We start from the raw sequence: 21,294 nt of genomic DNA, 5'->3' as shown, positions 1-21,294 counted from the left end.
CGAGATGCCACTCCGGGTGATAACGCCGCAGCGTCCTGTACAGAACGCGCGCCCGGTTCAGGTAGGAGAAGGTGAAGCTGGAGAAGCAGAGGATCTTCACGCCGGGGACCCCAGGATGAAGTCGGCGGTCATGCGCGAATAGTCGAGAGACTGACGAACCGGATTGCGATTGGTGCGCGCCAGTGCGGATATGGCGCCCGACGCGAACATCTCGGTCAGGACCACGTCGTCTTCCACGACCAGGCCGAAGTCCCGGCGTTGAACCAGGTCCATCACGTTCCCCGAGTCTGGATTCGTCACGATCGCCGCTCCGCCCGCGACGGCCTCATAGGCGGCGAAGCAGAAGGTTTCCGGCCAGAGCGACCAGATCAATGCGACGTCGAGGTCCAGCCCGTGCACCGCGTCGATCATCGGGGCGGGCTTCGTCGGTGTGGGCGACACGCGGGTCCAGGTCGTCGGCGTCGAAGGATCGGTTTTGTTCGCCAGGTGATGAAACGAATAGCGCGGATCGTCGGCGAACCGCTTCGCCAACCGGGCGAACACGGGCCAGCCCTTGTGGATCGTCGGCATGCCTAGGAAGCCGACGCGTAGCGGGCGGGTGTCTTCGGATCCTGTCACCTGGGGCTTTCGGGCGCGACGCATGTCAGGCGCGAAGGCGGCATGAGAATGCACCACGCCGCGCCGACCGCTGAGGGGAAAGCTGCGCCGCCAGATGGCGAGGGCGGCCTCGGATGGCGCGATGACCACGGGGTCCAACGCCTGAAACAGTTCAACGTGCCGGGCCAGGTGAATCTGACGCCGGGCGCCGTAGACGCAGATTTCACACGCCAGGCTCTGGGCCGGCGGAGGGCCGCAGAAGACGGCGTCATTGCGCATCAAGGCGTAGTTCGAGCACAGGCTCGAGAAGTCATGAAGCCAGTAGAAGGCTTGCGCGATCCTCAGCCGGGCGAAGATGGCGATGATGTTGGCCACATTGTGGGCGATCAGGCTGTGGACGGCGACGGTCACCTTGCGATCGCTGCAGACTCCAGCGAACACGTCGGCGACCGTGTCCGCCGCGAAATGGCCCGCAAGCTCGCCATCGACGACGACGCCGATCCGCGGGTGCTCGCGCTGAACGTCGAGAACCGGGCTCACGGCACCCGGAAACAGGTGGATATGGGTCGCGCCTGCTGAGCGCATGGCCTGACTTTCCAGCTTCAGACAGAGCTGCACCCCTCCGAGGGAAGCGGTGTAGTCATCGTGGCTTACGGTGATGTGCACATCTGAGCGACCGTCGTTCTGGGACAAGCGCTCGATCAGGATGTCCGGGGCCGAAGGGGCGGGATCCGGCACGAACCGGATCAGAGCCTGGACATAGGGCTCGAACTTCTCGGTGTCTCGAACGAGGTCGTATCGGAAGCCCAGGTCATGTTCGAGGGAACGGCCTTCGTTGCGTCCGCTCAAAACATAATGGACGAAAGGATTGACGCCTGTCGCCGCGACATCCTCGTTGGCCTCAAGATAGCGGCGCGTGGAGAACCAGCGCGTGGGGTCGCGGAACTCGCGCCATCCGGCTTCGAGATAGTGTTCGAACAGTCCGATCTTTTTCGTCCGGACGTCCGGATTTGCGGCGGCATAATAGTCCGCGTCGAACGCGTCGATCACGGGCTGCAGAAGGTCCCTTTTTGCGATCGCCAGGTCTTCGTCCCTAGGGGGCTCAGGGGCCAGATGGCGGCCTTCGTGCCGTCCGCTGAGGATGTAATGGCTGAACGGCTCGAGACCCGCCGCGGCGACATCGGGGTTGGCGGCCAGATAGTCGGTGGTTGAGAACCAGTCGGCGGGATCGCGACCTTCACGCCAGCCAGCGGCGCAAAAGTGATCCCAGGCCGCGAAGCCCGCGGCGGCCACATCCGGGTAACGCGACAAGTAGAAGTCACCGTCGAACTCGGCCAAGACCCGTGCCGCTGAATCCATCGGCGCCACCGGGTCGCCACTCTGAGCACCGCGACGCGGCATCAGGCGATGATCTCGACGAGATTGAACTTGGCTAGCCACATCAGCGCTCTGACGGCCTGAGGTTGCGGGAGGCCCGAACGCGCCGGAAGAGATCCGACGCTTGCGCCTCCGGGAGCGCCGAGGACGCCATGCACCTTAAGGATCATCTCGGCCGTCAGAACAGGATCGGCCAGCGCATAGCGGGCGATCTGAAGATCCAGAAGGGCCTGCACCGCTGAGGTTTCGGACCGTACGATGACCGTCGACTGGTCCGTCAATGTCCGCGTGGGATATTCTGCGAACAGCGAGAACGGGTCCGGGCGAAGAGGCCAGGGCTCCCCCGGCCCACCCTCCGAGGCACGCCGGATTTCCGCTAGGTCCTGGGCCAGCGAAACGTACCGATCGAGAATGACCGGCCAGTCGAAGGATTTTCGGGCTCGCTCGGCGCCGGCGGCCCCCAAGGTCCGTCGCAGATCCGCATCCTCCGCCAGAGCCGTGATTCTGTCCGCAAGCGCTTCTACATCGACGACCGTGCCCATGCTCACCCGGCCGATGAACATGTCGTAGGTGTCCTGTCCCAGGGCGTGCCTGAGAGCCAGATCCGATCCCGTTCCGGCCATGGGCAGGGTGACGGGAATCCGATAGCCGTCGATACCGTCGCGGACGGTGTCCTTGTAGCCGTTCCAGTCGCTGACCAGGACGGGCTGGCCGGCCGCCATGGCCTCCAGCGGGGTCAGGCCGAAGGTTTCCTGGATGTTGTCTGAGAGTGAGACGAAAACGTCGGCGGCTTGCCATGCGTGCCGGTACAGCGTCTCGTTCTCGCCATCGACGCCAATGAACCGGACGGAGGGGGCCAGGGCCTTCTGCGCGTCGGCGAAGGCTTGGGCCATATACGGATTGGGGTGAACACCGGCCTCGACGCACACCAGCCGCTTCCGGGTGCGTACCGCCGCCTTTTCCAGCGCCTGATAGAGGGCGGACGGATTGGCCTTGGCGTGGAAGGACAGGCGGCCGGCGAACAGATGGACGATTTCGTCCTCGGCGACGCCGATGGCCTGTCTCGCCTCGCTGATCTGGGCCGGGGTGCGGGCAAAGGCCTCGGCGTCAATTCCGAGCGGAATGACCGGCAGCTGGATGGGGTTGAAGCGGGTAGCGCCGGTCTCGCGCGCGTGCCACTCCCGCATCTCGTCCTGCATGCGTGTGACCACGGACAGCGCGGCGTCGGAGGTGCAGATCAGCGCGTCCCACGGCTTGAACGGCGGAAGCACGAGCGCGGCGACCTGATCCATGGCGCCTTCGGAGGACAGGGTGTGGGTCACTCCGAACAGGCTGTAGTTTCCAGGGCCGCGGCTGTTCCTGGCATGAGCCAATCCCTGAGCCAGCGGCGCGGGATAATAGACGGCGCCCAGACGGTCGAGCACGGCGTCACCGGGACTTTGCCGCCACTTCACGACGCCGCGATGTCCCTCCGCCTGCAGTTGAGCCGCCAAGGCCTGGCCCGACGACCGGTTGTGGCCGAACGCGTGGACTTCTTCGTCAGGCCACCGGCGCGCCACGCCGCGGATCATGGCCTTGCCCGCGCTCTGGCGTCCCATGATCTTCTGAGCGGTGCTGTAGGCATCGCCCGAAGTAAATATGGCGAAATTCACCGGACTCACGCGCGCTCCCCAAAATGGCCGATCCGCCGCGACCACTGGGGCATGCGGACTTCGACCTCAAGCGTAAGCGTGTAGGTATCAGGCGTTCGCGCCGTCTGACCACCCCAGAGGTCGCATCACCAACCAGGGAGTCGGGCCGGCGCGCCACTCCCAGGCCGCGAGCATCATGTCAAGATGGCTGGCATCGGCCAGCCTTGGGTCGACCTCTGCCGCATGAAGCACAGGGTCGAGCCGCGAAACGTCGTGAGTGGCGCTGAAGCGCTCGATCAGTCGTTCGGTCACGCCTGGCCGCGTCATGGGATGGGTCTCGACGATGACGCTGAGGCTTGCCAGGGCCGGATAGCGTGCCGGGTCGAGCAGATCGTCCTCGAACCCCTCCGCGTCGATGAACACCAACGTCCGCCGCCCGGTGAAGGCTTCGAAATCCTCGCCCCGGAATTCTCCGCCGACGATGACCCGATCGGCGACTCCGTTTTCATTGGCGAGGATGCCGCACCGCCGCCTCGACGTCTCATCGATGTCATGGGCGTAGACGGTCACGTCGGGCATCATCCGAGCCAGTCCGACGGCGTAGTAGCCCTCGGCGCAACCGATATCGATAACGGCTTCCAGGCCCTCGTCGGCAAAACGCTCCAGATCGGGGTGGAGCTCGCGCTCATAAATCCCCTGAAGACGAGGAAGCAGTGCGCCTTCGGCCGATTTTACTATGTAGTTCATGCCCTTGAAGGGGCCGCTTCGCACATGCGTATCGAGCGCCGCCAGCGTTGCGGCCCACAGCTTGCTCCGCCAGACGGCCGACATGATCAACGCCTTGCCGAGCAGTTGCGTGTCTTCGAGGTCGTCGCCGTTCGCGACAAGTTCTCGCAAGCGCGCAGCGTATTCGGAGTTCAAACCCATGGATTTGCCGTGACCGTGGAGGTGTGAGGAGTCAAGCGTCGCCTTAGCTGGGAGTATGCCGATCAGGCGGGTTTGCGCAGAAGCAGGACGATCTGAAACGTCGTGAGCGCATCCAGGCTGTACGCCTCAATGAGCCGGGCCTCGGGGATGGCGTCAGTCCGGTCGCGCTGTTCGCGCAAGACCTCGAACCCCGCACTTTCGAAGCTCTGCTTAAGGTCGTTCGCGGTGACCCGGTTCAGGGTGGAAAACAGTTGGACAAGCCGACCCTTGGCGTCGTCCGTAACTCCGGGAGCGCCCTCGATGTCGTCGAGCACTTCGCTCGTCTGACGCAGAAGATGCTCCCAGGCGTGATAGCCGAGAGCCCACAGGTGTGATCCCTCCGGACTGAAGTACAGCGGAGATATCTGTACAAAAGCGAGGCCGCCGGGCCGCAAGGCGGACCATAGGTCCGCGATCGTCGCAGGCAGGACCGCGCGCCGGACATGCTCCAGCGTGGACCAGGAGATCACGAGATCGAAGGCTGAAACGCCGAGCGACCCGCACTCTTCGATTTGTCTGAGCGACAAGGTTGGCGGCACGCCGGAAAGGCCGAGTTGATCGCGAAGGATGTCTTCGCAACGGGCTGGCTTGTCCTGGATATCGACGCCGACGACCTTACCCGGGTCATACCCAAGGGCGATACCCGCCGCCATTTCCCCGAAGCCGCATCCGAAGTCGAGAATATCGCGGCCGGCGAAGCCGCCGTAGGGCGCGAGCCAGGTCTCTATGATGTCTGGAATTTCGCAGAATTTCTGCGCCTGAACGGCCGGGGGAGCAGCTGACTTCCAGGCCCGGAAAAGCGCGCGGTCGTCAGGCGGCGATGACGTCCCGGCCCGATCAGTCGTGGGCAATCGACGGTCTGCCTCGCTTTGGCCTTGCAGCATGGTCACGCCCCGAACCGAACCTATGATGTTCAGTGCGCGGAGCTTCCGAAGGTTGCGTCTGTCGGCGCAGCCCTACCAAGGCTTGAAACGCGAGGGCTACATCAGAATGACAGCCGCGTTACTCGCCGTTCTCTGCAAAGGGATCGGTCGTTTGGTCGATCGACCACGGGCGCGCCTTGGCGCTCATATCGATGTGCCTCATCACTTCTACACGACCTGGATTTCGCAGGCCGTCGAAAGGGCGCTCGTGGGTGGAAAACCAGTGCGGGTTCTTACCGGGATCAAACCGCATCCAGCCACCCCAGCGAGCGTGTAGATCTGTCAGTTCCTCGTCGTCCCAGGCGACCTTGGCCCCATCCGCGCGGCCACGCGTCTTCGACTCGTGATGAATAAGCTCGATGCGGGTTTCATAGAAAACCGCCAGGTCCGCAGCGCGCGCTTTCAGGCACAGGTCGATGTCGTTGTAGCCGACGGCTAGGCGTTCGTCGAAGCCGCCAAGGCGTTCGAATACCGTCTGATCCAAGGCCATGAACGCGCCCGTGACGGCCGCCACCTGACGGCGGCGAACCCAGCGACTGTTCGGACCGACCGCCTGTTCCGATTGGCCAAGGCCTTCGTGGACAGGTCGGCTGTCATTGACGCCAAGCATGACCCCGGCGTGCTGAACGGTTCGATCGGGATAGAGCAGCCGCGTGCCGACGAGGCCGACGCCAGGATCGGCCAAGATTTCTCGAAGCCGCTCGTCCCAGTCCTGGGTCAGCATCTCGACGTCGTTGTTGGCAAAGACGAGGACCGATCCATCGGGTCCACCGGCGACCGCCAGATTGTTCATTCTGGCCCAGTTGAACGGCTCGTCGAAGCGCTTGACCTGGATGTTCGGATCGCTTTCCCAGGATGCCAGGAGCTCGGCCGTTTCCGGAGCTTCACTCCGGTTGTCCATGATTTCGAGCAGGATCCGGTCGCGTCCTGCGGCCTTTTCAAGAAGACTGTCGACGCAGGCTTTGAGAACTTGCGGCTCATCGCGGGTGGGGATTATGACGCGGATCAGTCGATCGTCCCGGCTTGGAATGAACGGCGGAACTCCTGCCGGTCGGGTATCGACCGGGCCATTCAGGGCCGAAACTCGGCGGCTGGAAAGCAGACGCGGAATGTGCGCCGCTCGGGCTCCCGCGGCCAGTCCTTCCACGAGTAGGCGGCGCCGCAGATCAGCGCCCGCGCTTTCGGCGATCGTCGCCGTCGCCGTATCGCGGCGAGACGGAGCGACGAGAACGGCGGCTGGCGGCACCGGCGCCTGCGTAAAGTTCCAAGGATCGGCCATCCACTGAAACTCGGGATCCGAATAGGTCCGGCCGCGCCTCCAGTGGTGGGTATGGTGGTCGTTGTCCGCATAGACGAAGTCGACGCCGGTCCTTTGCTGGGCCATCTGGAACCAACCTATGGCCTCAGGGTCCAGAGCAAGCCCGGCGTCAAACAGCAGAAGGCATGCATCATCGGACCAGTCGAAGCCGTCCGCCGAGGCCTGAGCGAAGACGATCCGATCGTCCTGTTCCGAGAGGCTGGCGACGGGCTGTTCCGCCATGGCACCGGCGTGCCTGACGACCACCTTCCAGTTTGCGCATCTTTGATCGAGCAGGCTGGCAAGGCTTAGCCTCACCTCGCCAGGGTGGGCGTCGGTCGCGTCGATGAGCACGACCACGGGGGCCGAGGTCGTCAAGGAACCGACGGGAGCCTCCAGCGGAAACGCGTGCCTGAAAGCGTCGTAGGCTTCCACGGGATAGGTCGAAACAGAAGCGACCTCCTGCAACGCGCGGTGTTGCGCCCGCATCGCCTCTGAAAGTCGTGTTAGGGCGTCTGTTGTGGCGGAGCGGCCATAGAGGGTGTCCGGCAGTCGGCTTCGGCCGCCGGCGGCGATCAGTTCGGTACGGGCGTGTTCCGATCCCGGATCACGGCGCAAGGCCTCGGCATAGGCATCCAGCGCCTGCTCAGATCGTCCCTGCATCTTGAGGACGTGACCAAGCTGCACCAGGATGTCGGCGTCGTCGGGCTGGATCGCCGACGCAGCCCGGTAGGAGGCTTCAGCCTCGGGCAGTCTTCCCAGTTCCTTCAGACCATGTCCCAGTTGGACCCGGACCGCAGCGTTGTCAGGTTCGTAGATCAAGGCCGCCGCATAGCGATCGATGGCGATGTCCCAACGGCCCTGGCTACGGGCTTCATTGCCCGCAGCCACGATCGCCCGATACTCGGCTTCTCGGGCGGAGGGGGGCGCCTTGGGGCGCTGGCCCCGGACGATCCGTGCGATGAACAGCCTCAACGACTTCACAGAGCGCCCGACCCATTAGGTGAGATGGCGCCGAGAAGCGGGAAACGTCCCAGGCCGGCGGCCAGCAGAGACGGATCGATGACACGAATGCGCGCGGGAATGAAGCGCCCATGCAGGGCCGCGAGCGCCAGTCGATCGGTCAGGACCGGATGCAGGAAAGGATCCCCTTGCCCGATCAACCCGGCCCAGCGCGCACGGAAGGCGGCATCAAGTTGCGAAGCCGGTTCATGCCAAAACGTCTTCATCACCACGCGAGGCTCGATCAGGGTGCGGCGGCCCGTGTGGCCGAGACGAAGACAAAGGTCGGTGAAGGCGAGCCCGTCCGCGACTGCGGGGTCGAGCCCCCCGGCCTCGGCGAACGTCCTGGCGCGAACCGCCAGACAGCCGTAGGCCGCCGATTGCTCCCGTAGGCTGACCAACGATCGGTTCCATCCCAGGCTGCGCCCACGGCTTGTGGTGAGCGGCACGCCCCGATGACTGTGCGCCAGAGAATAAGGCGTCACGCTCATACCGGCGCTGAGCACGCTGCCGTCCGGAGACACCAGCACAGGTGCGGCTACGCCGACTTTCGGACGGGCCAGGAGGTCCAGTAGCGGAGAGAGCCAGCCCGCCGAGGGCGTGACCGGGGCATGGATGAAGACCATATAGTCGTGGCCGGCCCCGTATTTCTCGACTGCGTCGTTGACGGCGACGGCGACTGGACAATCGTCTTCGCAGGTCTGAACGGCGGCGGCCCCGGCCAATCTATCAAGGTATCGCTCGGTGGCTTTCGATCGCGTGGCGGGACTGACGATTACCAGGTCTGTATCGGCTCGCGTTGTCGAGGCGAGGACGGCCTGAATGGTCGGGCGCAGCGTGTTGAGCTCAGACCCCAAGGCGATGACGACCAGAGTGCGGTCCTTCGCATCCCGGGTCGACCTGCCTGGCGCGAGAGAGAAGGCGGGTTCCCGGTCCTGCGGCGTCTGCTCCCGGCGTCGTTCCAGTATGTTCGGAACGTGGGCGACCGCCCGGGCGCGGGCGACGCAGGCTCGCCTGACGCCGTCCATGGATTCAAGATCGGCGGACGACCCGCCTGACAGCGCCGCCAGCATCACCGCACGCTTCACGGCAAACGATCCGATCAGGCCGGGGAAAGCATCGACATGGTCTCGTGACAGAAGGGGCCGAAATACGAACCGTTCGATTCCTTCAACGGATCGGCCGATCCGGGCCTCGTCCCAGTATATCAGATCGGCATCGCGCGACGACGCGTCGAGCGTTCTCCAGATCGCCTCTGGCTCCAGCACTGAGTCGCCGGGAAGCAGCACCACGTGATCGCCCGAACTCTCGGCAGCCGCTCGAGACAGCGATCCGGCGAGCCCGCCGTCACCGGCTGAGAGAATGCGGAACCGCGCGTCTTCCGTGATCCGCTTCTCCTGGGATCTGGACAGCTTCAGCGCTCGTCCGCCTGTCGGAACGAGCAGAGCTTCCCAGCGATCGCACCACTGGCGCTGAAGGCTCTCGATCAGGTCTGTGGACAGAGCGCCGTCCTCGACTGCAATGACCAGCGACAGCGTGGCCGCAGGCGCGGTTTCCCGCGCCAGTTCGGCGAACGCGCGCGTCGTCTTGGAGGACCGCGGTTCCCAGCGCGCCGACCAGGCTCGATGATCGTCCGCGACTTCGACAGTGATCGGCGAACCGGCGAGTTCAGCCTCGGAGCCGGCGATGCGGGCGTGCAACTCGCTGGGCTTCGACAGGTCCAGAAGACCCGAGAGATCGATCAGAAAGCCGACCTCTCCGCGCCCCAGGCCCGCAGCGGGGATGTCTGATCTGCGGATGTCGCCGACGCCGGTAGCGATGACCCTACCATCGAGCAGGATCTCGATCTCGGCGGGAGTGTCGGGTTGTCGGGCGTCGATGGCCCAGCCCGCCAGAAGGCCGTCGGCGAAACCGTCAATACCGCCCGTCAGGCGCAGGATGTCGTTCGGAGGCGGCGCCTCTCCGACGGCGGAGAACTGCCCCAGTTCGCGGGCCGCCGCCGGGTTTCCGTCGATCGCGAAACTGCGTGCGTAGAAACTGGCCGCCGTCGTCGCGTCGTCCATCGACTTCGCCAGATGACCCCGACAGAGCAGAAGGTCGGAATCGGAGGCGTTCAAGCGGCCTGCGGCGGCATAGGCCGCTTCGGCCTCGGCGAGCCTGCCGGTCTCCTTGTAACCGTGACCCAACTGGACCCAGATATCGAAATCCGTGGGGTGTTTCGTGACGTGGGCGCGGTAGTGGCGAACCGCCATGGCCCAATCGCCGGCGGAGCGCCGCTCGTCGCCGAGATTACGGTCGTTGACAGGCGCGGGCCCGCGCAGACGCCGCGCGGTCCGCCGAAGAATTTGTTTAAGACGCTTCATGCCCATCCGCTCTCGGGTCTTCGCTTAATGACTGCCGGCGGATTGGCAAGCCTAAGATGGGCGGTGATCCCGTTTCTGGTTGTTGGCAGGCCGGCCTGTCGGTACTGCGTTCATCCAGAGGCGTCATGCACCAGATTTCACTGACCAAATCGGAGCGAGCTCAGTTGACCGCCGAACAGTATTCGGCCTGGGACGAACGCGGCTTTCTCATCCTCAAGTCCCATCTGTCCTCTGCGGAAGTGGCGAGACTTGGCGCGGTGGTTCCCGGCACCGATGACTATGCTGCTGCGCATGAGGAACTGGTCCGGTCGGTGGCGGAGCCGGTTGGGAAACTGATGGGCGCCGATCCGGTGCTTCTGTCGGTTCGCAGCGGGATGACGGAGACGTTCGGTCTGGATGCGCTTGATCCAACCAGCGGTCCCACCATTCGGTCGGCGACCGCGGTCGTAATGCTGCAAGACAGCTCAAGTGCCTCGTGCACCTATCGCTTCTTCGGCGGCAGCCATCTGATTGCGCCGGCCGCCCCCGGCCCTGACCGGGGTGAGGCCATGTTTCGCGTCGCACAGGAAATCCGCGATCGCGGTCTCGTCGGAGAAGCTCTGACGGTCGCCGCCGGCGATGTCTGGCTCCGACATCCGAGGCTGGTGCGTGGTGTTTTCCCCACCTGGACAGATGGCCCGCGGCCCGCCTGGCTCACCGCGATTTTCGGACGGGCCGAAGATTTGCCCCGAGCAGGCCTGTCGTCTGGGGCGGACGAAGGTGAACGTTCCATGCGCTCTGTTTTCGCCGCCTCCCGAGATGAGAATTCGTCTATTGGCCGCAGGATCGCCGTCGCGTAGCGCTGCACCCTCTCCAAGGTGATCGTACTTCCGCTTGTCCGCCCACGGAACGTTGCATGATTGAAGCCACCGCAAAGCTTGTCCGTTTTGCAAATCGTTTGACTGGCCGGACCAGCGACAAACACGCCACGGCGGACGATCGTGCGCGGGCTCGCGATGTCCTCTTTTCGAACGAGGCCCGGAAGTCGTTGCCTCAGGCGTCGCCTTCGTCGTCCCTCACGGAGGTGCTGCGGCTTTACCTGGGTTCGTCGGCCTTTGAACAGTGGATGGTCAGCGCCGCCATGGCGCGCGACCTTCACGGCCTTTCGGAGCCGGTTCCGCCCGCGAGTGTGGACTGGGCGGCCAGGCGTCTGCCGTTGTCGAAGGACGGTCGGGATCGCGTGAAGGCGCCGGCCACCCGCGGCGCCCTGCTCGCGGTCTTGTTCGCCGATCCGATCTTCATGGAGACAGTCCGCACCGAGGATGCCTGGCCCTGGAGCCCGAGCGTCTTCCTGCCGCCTGTCTTGCCGTCCGCCGACACCGAACGCTTCGTCGCGCGGCTTCTGAAACGAAAGTCCTCCCTGATCAGCCAGGCGATCCTGGCGCGCTGGGGGTTGGGCCGGTCGCCCAACGTGGAGGCGCTGTATCGCTACGGCGAGGTCGCTGCGTTTCGGGCGAACGATCTGTTCGACGCGCCGTTTTACGCCGCTCGCTACAAGACCGGCGTCACCAACTATTTCGACAATCTGCGACTCTACGTCGAAGGCGGAGAAGCCGACGGGCGCCATCCCAACGCCTTCATGAACCTGCGCACCTTCGCGCAGTGCAACCCGGACCTGTTGCGCGCGGTTCAGGCCGGACAGATCGAGAACTATCTCGAGCAACTGATCGTCCGCGACGCCTCGGAGCACCGGTCGACAGCGGTCCATTTCGATACCGGCTACTATGGGACCCAGATCACCGAGGCCGACAGGCGGCGATACAGCGCGCCCTTCGCCCACTACGTCAGCGAAGGATGGCGCAACGGCCTGGAGCCGAACCCGGCCTTCGACGCGATATGGTACCTGCGAACCTATCCCGACGCCCGGCGAGCGGTCGAGGACGGCCAGTGGCCGAATGCCTTCTCTCACTTCGTCATGGAAGGCGAGGCGGCGGGCCATCGGCCGAGCGCCTTCTTCGACCCCGTCGCCTATGCGCAGGCCAACCCGGACGTCTCCCAGAGCAAGGCGACGACGCCGTTCCGTCACTTCTGGCAGCAGGGCCGGCTCGAGACGCGTGACTTCGGCCGCCCGGACATCGGCCCGGTGACGCGCCATTTCCACCGGCGACTGCCGGATACGCGCGACCATGTGGCGGGGGGCAAGCTCGTCCGGCTTCCCGGACGCCCTGCGGAAATTCTTCGCGAGGCGCGGCGGCCTTCCGACGGCGCAGACCTCGTCTCGATCCTGCTGACCGACGGTGCCGGGGCGTCGGCGACAGGGGCGATCAGTCAAGCCCTCAGGCTCATGGGGCGGCCGCGAATCGCCATCGACGTCGGTCGCAAGCAACAGATCCATGTCTGTGACCACGCGCGGTTCTACGTCAGCGGCTTGGCGGCGTTTGGCGTGCTGGAACTTGTCGGGGTGCGGGTGGTCTCGGAGCCTATCAATATGGACTGCGAGTTCTTCCGGTATCACCGCCTGGAGGAGGCGGAAGCCGCCGCCCTGTTCGGCGGTGGTGCGGACGATCTGAAGACCGGCTTCATGGCCTGGTTCGACTTTTCCGCCGTCCATCTGGCGCCCGGAACCCACTATCTCGACCTGGCTTTCGCCTTCGCCGACGGCCTGGACCGGTCACAGGTCGTAACCCACGAGACGATCCAGATGGATGTCTTCCAGCGACCGGAAGTCTCCACGTCGGAAGCCCGCATCCAAGTCGCTATGGCCTCCTACAACCCTCCGGAAGCCCCCTTTGCGGCTCAGGTGGGCAGTATCCTCGCCAATCCAGAGACCCATCTTCTGATTTCCGACGACGCCTCACCGCCAGGGGGCGCTCAGGTTCTGGCCGCCTACGCGGGCTGGGAGCGGATCGATCTGGACGTGAACACCCGCAACGCCAACTTCGTCTCGAACTTCGAACGCAGCCTCTACATGCGCTCGGACAGCGCCGAGACCTTGTTGTTCGCCGACCAGGACGATGTGTGGCGGTCCGACAAGGTGGCGACCTTGGCTTCCATGATGGGGCCGGGCGTGGCCTGCGCCTTCTCGGATATGCGGATCGTCAAGGGCGACGGCGAAGTCATCAGCGAGACCTTCTGGCAAGGGCGGCGCGTTCACTACGCCGACCCTCTGACTCTTGGCGTCGCCAATACCGTGACCGGTGCGGCCGCCGCCTTCCCGGTCTGGCTCGCCGAAATCATGACGCCGTTCCCGCGCTACATGGGGGTCTATCACGACCAGTGGCTGGCGGTGGTCGCGGCCGCGGCGGGTCGGATCGAGTACACGTCGGAGCCGCTCTACGACTATGTGCAGCATGGTGGGAACGTCCTAGGCTTCACCGGCTCGCGCAGCGGAACGGAGGCGCACTGGAGCGCCATCGCGCGTCGTCTGCGAACCGCAGTGCGGCGGGGGAGGGCGGACCGCAGGGATATCGCCTATGTCGAGGTCGCTCTCGGGTCCACGATCCCGCTGCTTCAGCGCTTCGTCCTTCTGAAAGAGGCCCTGCTGCGGGTGCCGGTCTGGAGCGATCCTGAGGTCCAGGCTCTGGCCAGAGTCATTTCCGACGCCATTCAGGGCCGCCCGTTCGATGCGAAGGGATTGCTGAGGGGCTGGCGCAGGCTGGCCCGCCGCGCGGGCGGCGTGAGCGGTCTTCTCAACATCGACGACATGTTCATCGCCGTTCTGACGGCCCGGGCGCTGATCGAGCGCGGAACCGTGACGCCGGCGGATATCAGGACGATCCGCGACGACGCCTACCGAGGACGCAGGCTGCAGATCGCACGCGACAACGACCCCGACACCAGCGTGTTCGAACGCAAGACCCAGCCGCTCGACGTCCGGGTGAAAGCCGGGTCTGCCGGTCCCGTGCGGATCAATATGTTCCTGCCGGAGCTGCAGCTCGGAACCTTCTTCGGGGGCTATCACAGCAAGATCTCGCTGATCAGCCGTCTCGTGGAGCGGGGCGTGCAGACTCGCCTGATCCTCGTCGATCAGCCCGTCATCGACTATGACAACATCGCCCGGATCGTCGGCGCCTTCCCCGAGTTGGAAGCGGGGCTGATGCGGTCTGAGATCGAGGCCCACGGAGCCCGCTCGGGAACGCTGGAGGTCGGTGCGCAGGACGTGCTTCTGGCCACGACCTGGTGGTCCTCGCACATCGTCAACGACGTGCGCCGCCGGCTTGGCCGCAACCGGTTCCTGTACTTCATCCAGGAGTACGAGCCCTTCACCTTCGAACTCGGCACGAATTATCGCGGCGCGGAGATGAGCTACGACTTCCCGCACGATGCGATCTTCTCGACGGAGATCCTGCAGGACTATTTCGCCCATGCGAAGATCGGGGTGTACGGGCCTCGGGCGTTGGACGACGCCGGATCGCTCGCATTCCGCAACCCGATTACCGGATTGAAGGGGATCGAGCGCCAGCCACTTGCACGCCGCCGGCCCCGGCTGCTGTTCTACGCCCGGCCCCAAGCGCACGCCTCGCGCAACATGTACGACTTCGGCCTGGCCGCGCTTCGTCAGGCAATCCGCGAACTCGGCGCCGAACTCGATGGCTGGGACCTCGTCGGCGTCGGCGCCAGCGAGAACGCCCTGGTCAATCTGGGCGGGAACCGGGAGCTGCGGTTGATCAGCAAACTGGACGGCGACGGCTACCGCCAGATGCTGGCCAGTTCGGACGTCGGCCTGGCTTTGATGTACACGCCCCACCCCAGCCTCGTACCGTTGGAGATGGCGGCCGCTGGACTTGTGACGGTGACCAACGCCTGCATGACCAAGACCCGCGATGCCTTCGCAGGAATTTCGGATCTGATCGACGTCGCCGAACCGGATGTGCCGATGATCGCCCGGTCGCTGGTCGCTGCCGTCAGGCGGGTGAACGCGGGTCCGATCTCCAGCCAACCGATAGACTGGCCGGTCAGCCCCAAGGGCGCGTTCCCGGATCTGTGGCTCGACGCCTTCCTTCGAACGGCGGAACGCAGTCTCAACGCCGACTGATAGGCGGCGTCAGTCGGCGCTTCCGATGTATTTGTCACCCTTGGCGCTAGGCGTTTTGACAACGACATTCACCACGTCCGTGATCGCCTCGAAGGCGGTCGCTTCGCCCGGCTCGATCACCAGGATGTCCCCGGCTGACCATTCTCGGTCGAGCATGCGAACACGCCCCGAAACGATCACCGTGACCTCGGTGCCCACCTTGTGGTGATGAAGGTCCTCTCGGTCGCCGGCCTTGTAGGTCTTCACCGCGACCTCGCAGACGTCGGTCGACAGGGCCGTCGGTGTGAACTCGCCGACGAACCATCCCTTGGTCATGTCTTCCAGACGGGCGTGACGCATTCAGACCTCGGCTTCGTAGTTCGATACCTGACGGCTCGACTTCAAAGGCTGATAACAACCGGGGTCGATCTCGTGAATACCCACGGCTTTCTGCCTGAGAATCAGCTCGTTGAGCGTCAGGCTGATGAAGAAATGATCATCGATCTTCGCATCCTTGCGTATCATCGCCTGGGCCGCGTCGACGAAGTCGGAGCCGCGGCGGAACCAGAAGAAGCCGGCGATCGCGGACCGGCTGATCGGCCTCTTCTCAGCCGCCTGGACGACGTATCCGTTCTGATCGAGCTGAACATACGAGTATCTCGGATGGAGCGAGGAGAAGGTGATCGCCCCCGCGTCGAGCTCCCGCGTTCGGAACGAGTCGGCAATGGCGGCCAGATCCGCCTGGATGATCTCGTTGGCGTTCATGATGATCAGCTCGTCGGCCGGATCGATCTGGTCGATGCACAGGAGGGCCGTGCAGGCGGCGCCCTGCGTCTGGGCTTCGATCTCGATCACCGCACAGTCCGGGGCCGCCAGTCGGGCGATGCCGCCCAGGTGATGGCGACGCGAATCCGACTTGAGCATTGCGAACACCAATTGGGCCTTCAGCGGCCCGCAGGCGTCGGCGATATGCTCGATCAGGAGCTTGCCGCCGTGTTCGGCGATCCAGATCGGCGGATCGCCATCGGCCGGCGTCGTCGCGCCGAGAACCAGGATCTTGCGCATCAGTAAGCCGACCCTTCCACGGCCGCGATCCGGGCCTTGATGGCTTGGTAGGTCACGTCTTCGACGCCGGAGACCTCCAGCACGTGCGCTCCGGCGGCGCGGGCGGCGGCCACGCCGTTTTCGTTATCCTCTACCACCAGGGCCTCATCCGGCGTCAGGCCCATCCGCGAGATCGCCAAGGCGTACATTTCAGGGTCGGGTTTGGACCGGACCACGTCCTGATTGGAGATCAGGAAGTCCAGATACGGCATCAGTTCTGACCGCTCCATCATCACCTCGACGCTGCGCCGGATCGAATTCGAGCAGACCGCCAGCCTGTAGTTTTCTGCCTTCAGGCGAGACAGGGCGTACTGCTGATTGAAGGTCGGCTTGCACTCGGCAGCGACGATTTCCATCGTGTACAACTGCTTCATATCATTCACGAAATCATGCAGCTGTGCAGGCAAGCCCCGCGCGGCGGTCAGCATCTGAAGTTTGCGCTTCGTCGGCAGACCATCGAACGTCGTCAGGTGATCGTATCGGCTGATCTCCATGCCAAACAGGCGGAGCGCGCGATTCAGGGCCTCATAGTGCCAATCGCGGGCGTCGATCAGCACGCCGTCCATGTCGAAAATCACGGCCTTGATCGTCACGCGGCGTCTCCCATTCGGGCGCGAAGAGCCTCGGGCATGTCGGTGCAGACCATCAGATCGGTATCGAACAGGGCTTCGCGCTCCAGCATATCCCAGAGAGCGGCCGGCGGGCGACCATGCAGTTCCGGCGAAACGACGCAGACCTGCTTGCCGTCGGCCAAAAGCTTGCGGACATGCTCGGCGTCGAACCAGATGCCGTCGAAGCCGTCCAGCCATAGTCCCTGAGCACGGTCGTATAGGACCGGTTGAATCTCGTACTCGCTCTGGCGAGTGAACGCGGGGAGACCTTGCGCCTTCTGGCGGATTAATTCGGGCCCGGACATGTCGAAGGTGAACCAGCGTGTAAGCGGCCGTTTCGCCATCGTGTCGAGGATCGCCGGCCCCAGTCCATCGGCCTTGATGTTGATTGCCAGAGGCAGGTCGCGATCGCTCAGGATGTCCAGAAAATCATCCAGGCTCATTTCCGATCCGGTCGCCGGATCGTGGGAAATGACGAGCCTGCTGCCGTGGTCCCGGACGTCCGTCTCTGTGCCGAAGCCCAGGTCGAACGATCGCTCGAACGCGATTCGCTGGTTCTTCTCGCTCGCGTCGAGCCAATACCCGCGGTGGCTGAGGATATCCATCGATCAGGCCAGTCCGATGGTCGCACGCGACGACAGAGGCAGGGCGAGGAAGCTCTCCAGGTCGGCGGGGATGCCAAGGCCATACATCCCAGCGCCCTCAGAACCGACGTCGTGAATGCCGATCCTGGCACCGGCCGCGATCATCCGATCGTACACCGGGGCGACATAGAACTCGCCGTTGACCCGAAGATTCTGCCGGATCATCTCGTGCGCCCCCTCGATGAAGTCTCCGGCGCGTCTGTAGTTGTAGATGCCGACGGTGGCGTGACGGGAGATCGGCTGCTTTTCGACGACGCGTCTTACAAGCCCTTGCGCATCGACCTCGGCGAACGACCATTTCGGATCGTCGGCGTCCATGGTCATGATCAGGCCGTCCAGATCACGGTCGCGCATGTCGTCCAGATAGTCGTCGATGGCGATATCGACGTATTGGTCGCTGTTGGCGATCATCAGCGGTTGCTCGGGGTCGATCTCGTCCACCGCTGTCAGGACCGTGCAGGCCGCGCCCTCGGTCACGCCGTCCAGCTCGACCAAGCCTGAGCCCGGTGCCCAGGTCTGTAGACGCTCGCGAAGACCGTAGGCCGCGACGGCTTCCCGCTGACAGATGAAGACGAACCGATGCTCCTGGGCGGGACGGATGTTCTCGACGACAAGGCGGATCATGGGAACGCCGTGAATCGGAATGAGCGGCTTGGGAGTGGTGTAGCCGGCGTCAGCGAAGCGACTGCCTCGGCCTGCCATGGGAATAACGATCGTGATCACGGGCAATCCTGATTCAGAGCGGTGTCGATTGAGGCGCCAGCAGCGCCAGTATGGCGGCTATCTCGCTTCGGAGCCCCTGGTCGGAGGAGGTCTCGTAGTCTGCCTGCAAAGCCGCCACCAGGGACGCTGCGGAGGGTGCCCCGCGATGAAGCTCATAGCCGAGCGCCCAGACGGGCGACGGTGTCAGGCCATTCAGCACCATCAAGGACTGGACGCCGGAGTGGGCCTCGATGCGTTCGGACAGAGGGCCGGTGGGTTCGGTTCGCACGACGTCCAGGTAATGGGCATAGCCGCCCAACAGCGGTTCGATGCTCCGACGATTGCCGAGCATGTAGCGGTCACCGGACCCGGCGATGAACTCCGCATGGGGATCATAATCGTAGAAGATCGACGTGTCTTCGTAAGGTGAGGCCGCGCGGGCGGCGAGTTCACCGAGCGAACCTTGGACCCGCGCCAGGTCGCAACGGATCAGCAGGCAGACATCAACCGGACGCCCTAACTTTGCTTCGTGGGCCAACAGGGGTTCGCGCAGCGCGCCGATGCGCGACCACATCTTGAGCTGGTTTATCGTCGCGGGGTGATCGCGATTGATCCGCGCCAGACCCGGGCGAACCTCTTCCTCGATCTCTGATTCCGGGCTCATCGTCACGATCGCGCCGTCCGGAAGATACGCCCCGAGCTCGGCCGGGGTGGTGTCCCGCGCCGCCTTGCGCACACTGTGGTCGATCAAGGCTCCGACGAGGTGAGGCAGTCGTGACGCGAGCGCCTGGCCCGACGCGCCGAGACGTGACGTCAGTAGGTCGCGGATTTCCGGCGGCGCTGCCTGTGCGAAAAATCCTGCGGCGTCGTGCAGGCTGAGCGCGCGACCTCCTGTCCGGGGCCATGTGCTCAGTGCGAAATGCAGGTTGGCTCGTCCATACCGCTCGCCGTCGAAGGCCTCTTGAATAGCCGTGACCGCCGCCGGCATGACCGCCTCGGGCTCCCGCATCTGGCCGAAAAAGCCCACGAATACCTGAAGAGGTTGTTCGAGCCCCAGTGTCTTCCGGCGCGTGAGTATCTCCGCTGTCTGTGCCGCTTCAAGCTTCGTCTGGTCAGCTCCCGCCGGTGTGAAACGACATAGAATTTCGCGTTCCAAAGCGCCGTCCTTCGCCCGCGCTGCGATCGTCGAGGCGGTTCTGGCGAACCTCGCCGAAGTCTGCGAATCCTCCTGGTCCAGAAGGTTGCGAATGATCGGCAGGGTTTCGGCCGGTCCGTAGGTCGCGCCCATGAGCTGAAGTCTGATCGCCTTGCCGTCGATGCTCAGGCGTGGACCTGCCAACTTCATCGCACGCAAGACAATGTGTTCGCTGAATGGTGCTCCGAGGGTGTCGAAATACATGACCGCCCGCACGACATCGAACAGGTTTTCGTAGCGGTCGGCGTGCACCATGACCAAGGCCAGGACCTGGATCAGGTCGGCGGCCTCGGCGGTCTCCAGCGGCGCAGGCGCATTCTGAGCGGTCGCGACATAGCGGGCTCGTGCCGGTTCCAGGCCCGCGCCCTGCAATAGGTCTCTGTAGAGCGCGGCGAATGGCGTCATTCGCTCTCTCGGCAGATCACCGATCGCGTCCAGGAACAGGCGCGCCTCGCTTGAATCGCCAGCAAGGAGCGAATGGTGACCTAGGATAAGAGCGATTTCCGGATGAGTCAGACAGTCCCGTGACGCGCTATCGAGTTCCGCTTGCAGATCCAGGTCGGGCGTAGTGAGCTGGAGAACGAGCAGTTCGAGCAGGAAAACAGGATCGTCCGGCCATTGACGCGCCGCGAGGCGTAAGGCGGCGATGGCGTCTTCGCGGCGGCCTTCGTCCCGCCAATGGACCAACTTCCAGCGCAACCGATCCCGTTCAGCTGCAGACCATGTGTCGATTTGGTCGCCGTCCACCAGCGCGCCGAGGGCAAGCAGCCTCTCAAAACGGTCAGAGGCACTGGTCGCTGGCGAACTGATCGACATGGGTTTCCGGATCACGCGAGCACACGAGATGGTCGTCACAGGCTGGTAGGGGAGGCGTCTCGCTCCTGCAACGCCAAAGGCGTCAGGCCTATCCCGACTGGCCGCCTTGTTCATGAAAAGCGCTCGGGTTAGGACCTCGTCACGTGGCGAACGGTCGCGCAGTCAACACGAACCGCAATGATCCAGTTCTCCTCCTTCGATGATCTGCCGACCCTCCGCCGCAGCGTAGCGCTGGAAACGTCGTTCGCTGACGCTGAGGAAAACTTCATGCGGTCGGAGGCACAGGTGGGAGGGTATTGCCACATCTGTGAAAGACGCACCGTCTTGACCGTCAATGGCGGGCCAGATTTCGGTGCCGGATATCCCAATCTCCGGGAAGGATTGGTCTGCCCGTGCGGCGCCAAAAGTCGCGATCGTCTGATGATGCTGGCCAGCCGAGACTCGCTCGCGATCGCCGGACACACCGTCTTCTTTGGCGCGCTCAGTGGCTGGGCGCGATGGGCAAGACGCGTCCACGGCGAACGAATTCTGTTCTGCGAATATTTCGGCGACAAGGCCGGGCCGGGCCAGAGCGTGCCTGTGGAAGACATGCAGGTCCGCAACGAAGACATGACCCGCATGACGCTCGGGGATGCGTCGACCGACCTCGTCCTGCACCAGGACGTCATGGAGCATATCCCGGATTACAAGGCCGCTCTGCGCGAGACTCTGCGCGTCCTGAGGCCCGGCGGTGCGACGATCTTCACCGCGCCCTTCTTCCATCTGCTCGATGAGACGTTCGTGCGGGCGGCGATCGACGAGTCAGGGTCGGTCGTTCACTTTGCGCCGCCTGAGCTTCACGGAGACCCATTGGTCCCCGAGGGTATTCTGGCCTTTTACAATTTCGGCTGGAGCCTGATTGACGACTGCCGGGACGCGGGTTTCGAAGATGTGCAGATCAAGCTGCTCTATCGACCCGATTTGGGTATCGTCTCGACCGGGTGCCCGATCCCGGAAGCCAATATGATGCCTGTGTGCATCAGCGCGAAGAAGCCGGCGCGCCAGTCGTAAGTTTCCGACCCTTGATCCGGGTT

The 21,294-nt window shown here is 64.2% G+C and carries 15 protein-coding genes; 3 read left to right on the top strand and 12 right to left on the bottom strand.

The features are described from left to right. Window positions 1–96: 96 nt before the first annotated feature. The 6 genes from ACW171_RS09990 to ACW171_RS09965 all read right to left on the bottom strand — a co-directional run bounded on the left by ACW171_RS09990 (window position 97) and on the right by ACW171_RS09965 (window position 10,156). Entirely contained in the window at window positions 97–1,956 is a 1,860-nt protein-coding gene (locus ACW171_RS09990) for a glycosyltransferase family protein (RefSeq protein ID WP_492093024.1), read from the bottom strand. Window positions 1,957–1,997: 41 nt separating this feature from the next. After that, entirely contained in the window at window positions 1,998–3,635 is a 1,638-nt protein-coding gene (locus tag ACW171_RS09985; RefSeq protein WP_492093023.1) for a glycosyltransferase family 4 protein, read from the bottom strand. Window positions 3,636–3,713: 78 nt separating this feature from the next. Beyond that, window positions 3,714–4,532: a class I SAM-dependent methyltransferase gene (locus ACW171_RS09980; RefSeq protein WP_492093022.1), complete on the bottom strand. Its 819-nt coding sequence runs from the start codon at window positions 4,530–4,532 to the stop codon at window positions 3,714–3,716. A gap of 62 nt (window positions 4,533–4,594) precedes the next feature. Beyond that, window positions 4,595–5,455: a class I SAM-dependent methyltransferase gene (locus ACW171_RS09975; RefSeq protein ID WP_492096615.1), complete on the bottom strand. Its 861-nt coding sequence runs from the start codon at window positions 5,453–5,455 to the stop codon at window positions 4,595–4,597. A gap of 118 nt (window positions 5,456–5,573) precedes the next feature. Continuing rightward, complete coding sequence (locus ACW171_RS09970) at window positions 5,574–7,766, bottom strand: tetratricopeptide repeat protein (protein ID WP_492093021.1); 2,193 nt, start codon at window positions 7,764–7,766, stop codon at window positions 5,574–5,576. A gap of 5 nt (window positions 7,767–7,771) precedes the next feature. Beyond that, on the bottom strand, window positions 7,772–10,156 hold the full coding sequence (locus tag ACW171_RS09965; RefSeq protein WP_492093020.1) for a hypothetical protein: 2,385 nt from the start codon (window positions 10,154–10,156) through the stop codon (window positions 7,772–7,774). A 56-nt stretch (window positions 10,157–10,212) separates the two neighbouring features. Here ACW171_RS09965 and ACW171_RS09960 point away from each other — a divergent pair, with 56 nt between their 5' ends. Further along, window positions 10,213–10,995 carry a phytanoyl-CoA dioxygenase family protein gene (locus tag ACW171_RS09960; RefSeq protein WP_492093019.1) on the top strand — a complete coding sequence of 261 codons (783 nt, stop codon included), beginning with the start codon at window positions 10,213–10,215 and terminating at the stop codon, window positions 10,993–10,995. 266 nt (window positions 10,996–11,261) lie between these two features. Then, window positions 11,262–15,170, top strand: a complete 3,909-nt coding sequence (locus ACW171_RS09955) for a rhamnosyltransferase WsaF family glycosyltransferase (RefSeq protein ID WP_492093018.1) — start codon at window positions 11,262–11,264, stop codon at window positions 15,168–15,170. 9 nt (window positions 15,171–15,179) lie between these two features. Here ACW171_RS09955 and ACW171_RS09950 read toward each other — a convergent pair whose 3' ends face one another. From ACW171_RS09950 to ACW171_RS09925, 6 genes are read right to left on the bottom strand one after another with little or no spacing between them, the layout of a single operon-like run. After that, entirely contained in the window at window positions 15,180–15,509 is a 330-nt protein-coding gene (locus tag ACW171_RS09950; protein WP_492093017.1) for a cupin domain-containing protein, read from the bottom strand. Continuing rightward, a complete protein-coding gene (locus ACW171_RS09945; RefSeq protein WP_492093016.1) occupies window positions 15,510–16,214 on the bottom strand; it encodes a glycosyltransferase family 2 protein in 705 nt (234 codons plus the stop codon). Then, window positions 16,214–16,846: an HAD family hydrolase gene (locus ACW171_RS09940; RefSeq protein ID WP_492093015.1), complete on the bottom strand. Its 633-nt coding sequence runs from the start codon at window positions 16,844–16,846 to the stop codon at window positions 16,214–16,216. Before ACW171_RS09940 ends, ACW171_RS09945 begins: the two co-directional genes overlap by 1 nt. Continuing rightward, window positions 16,843–17,469, bottom strand: a complete 627-nt coding sequence (locus tag ACW171_RS09935) for a PI-PLC domain-containing protein (protein WP_492093014.1) — start codon at window positions 17,467–17,469, stop codon at window positions 16,843–16,845. Before ACW171_RS09935 ends, ACW171_RS09940 begins: the two co-directional genes overlap by 4 nt. 3 nt (window positions 17,470–17,472) lie before the next feature. Continuing rightward, entirely contained in the window at window positions 17,473–18,210 is a 738-nt protein-coding gene (locus ACW171_RS09930; RefSeq protein ID WP_492096614.1) for a glycosyltransferase family 2 protein, read from the bottom strand. 34 nt (window positions 18,211–18,244) lie between these two features. Beyond that, on the bottom strand, window positions 18,245–20,221 hold the full coding sequence (locus ACW171_RS09925; protein WP_492093013.1) for a hypothetical protein: 1,977 nt from the start codon (window positions 20,219–20,221) through the stop codon (window positions 18,245–18,247). A 177-nt stretch (window positions 20,222–20,398) separates the two neighbouring features. On the opposite strand from ACW171_RS09925, the gene ACW171_RS09920 reads away from it, so the two are divergent. Then, window positions 20,399–21,271, top strand: coding sequence for a class I SAM-dependent methyltransferase (locus ACW171_RS09920; protein WP_492093012.1), 873 nt, complete (start codon window positions 20,399–20,401; stop codon window positions 21,269–21,271). Window positions 21,272–21,294: the final 23 nt, after the last annotated feature.

The sequence above is a fragment of the Brevundimonas sp. FV1ye28 genome, assembly GCF_058681135.1.
The sequence above is the reverse complement of the archived record's forward strand: the minus strand, read 5'-3'. Positions and strand labels throughout refer to the sequence as shown.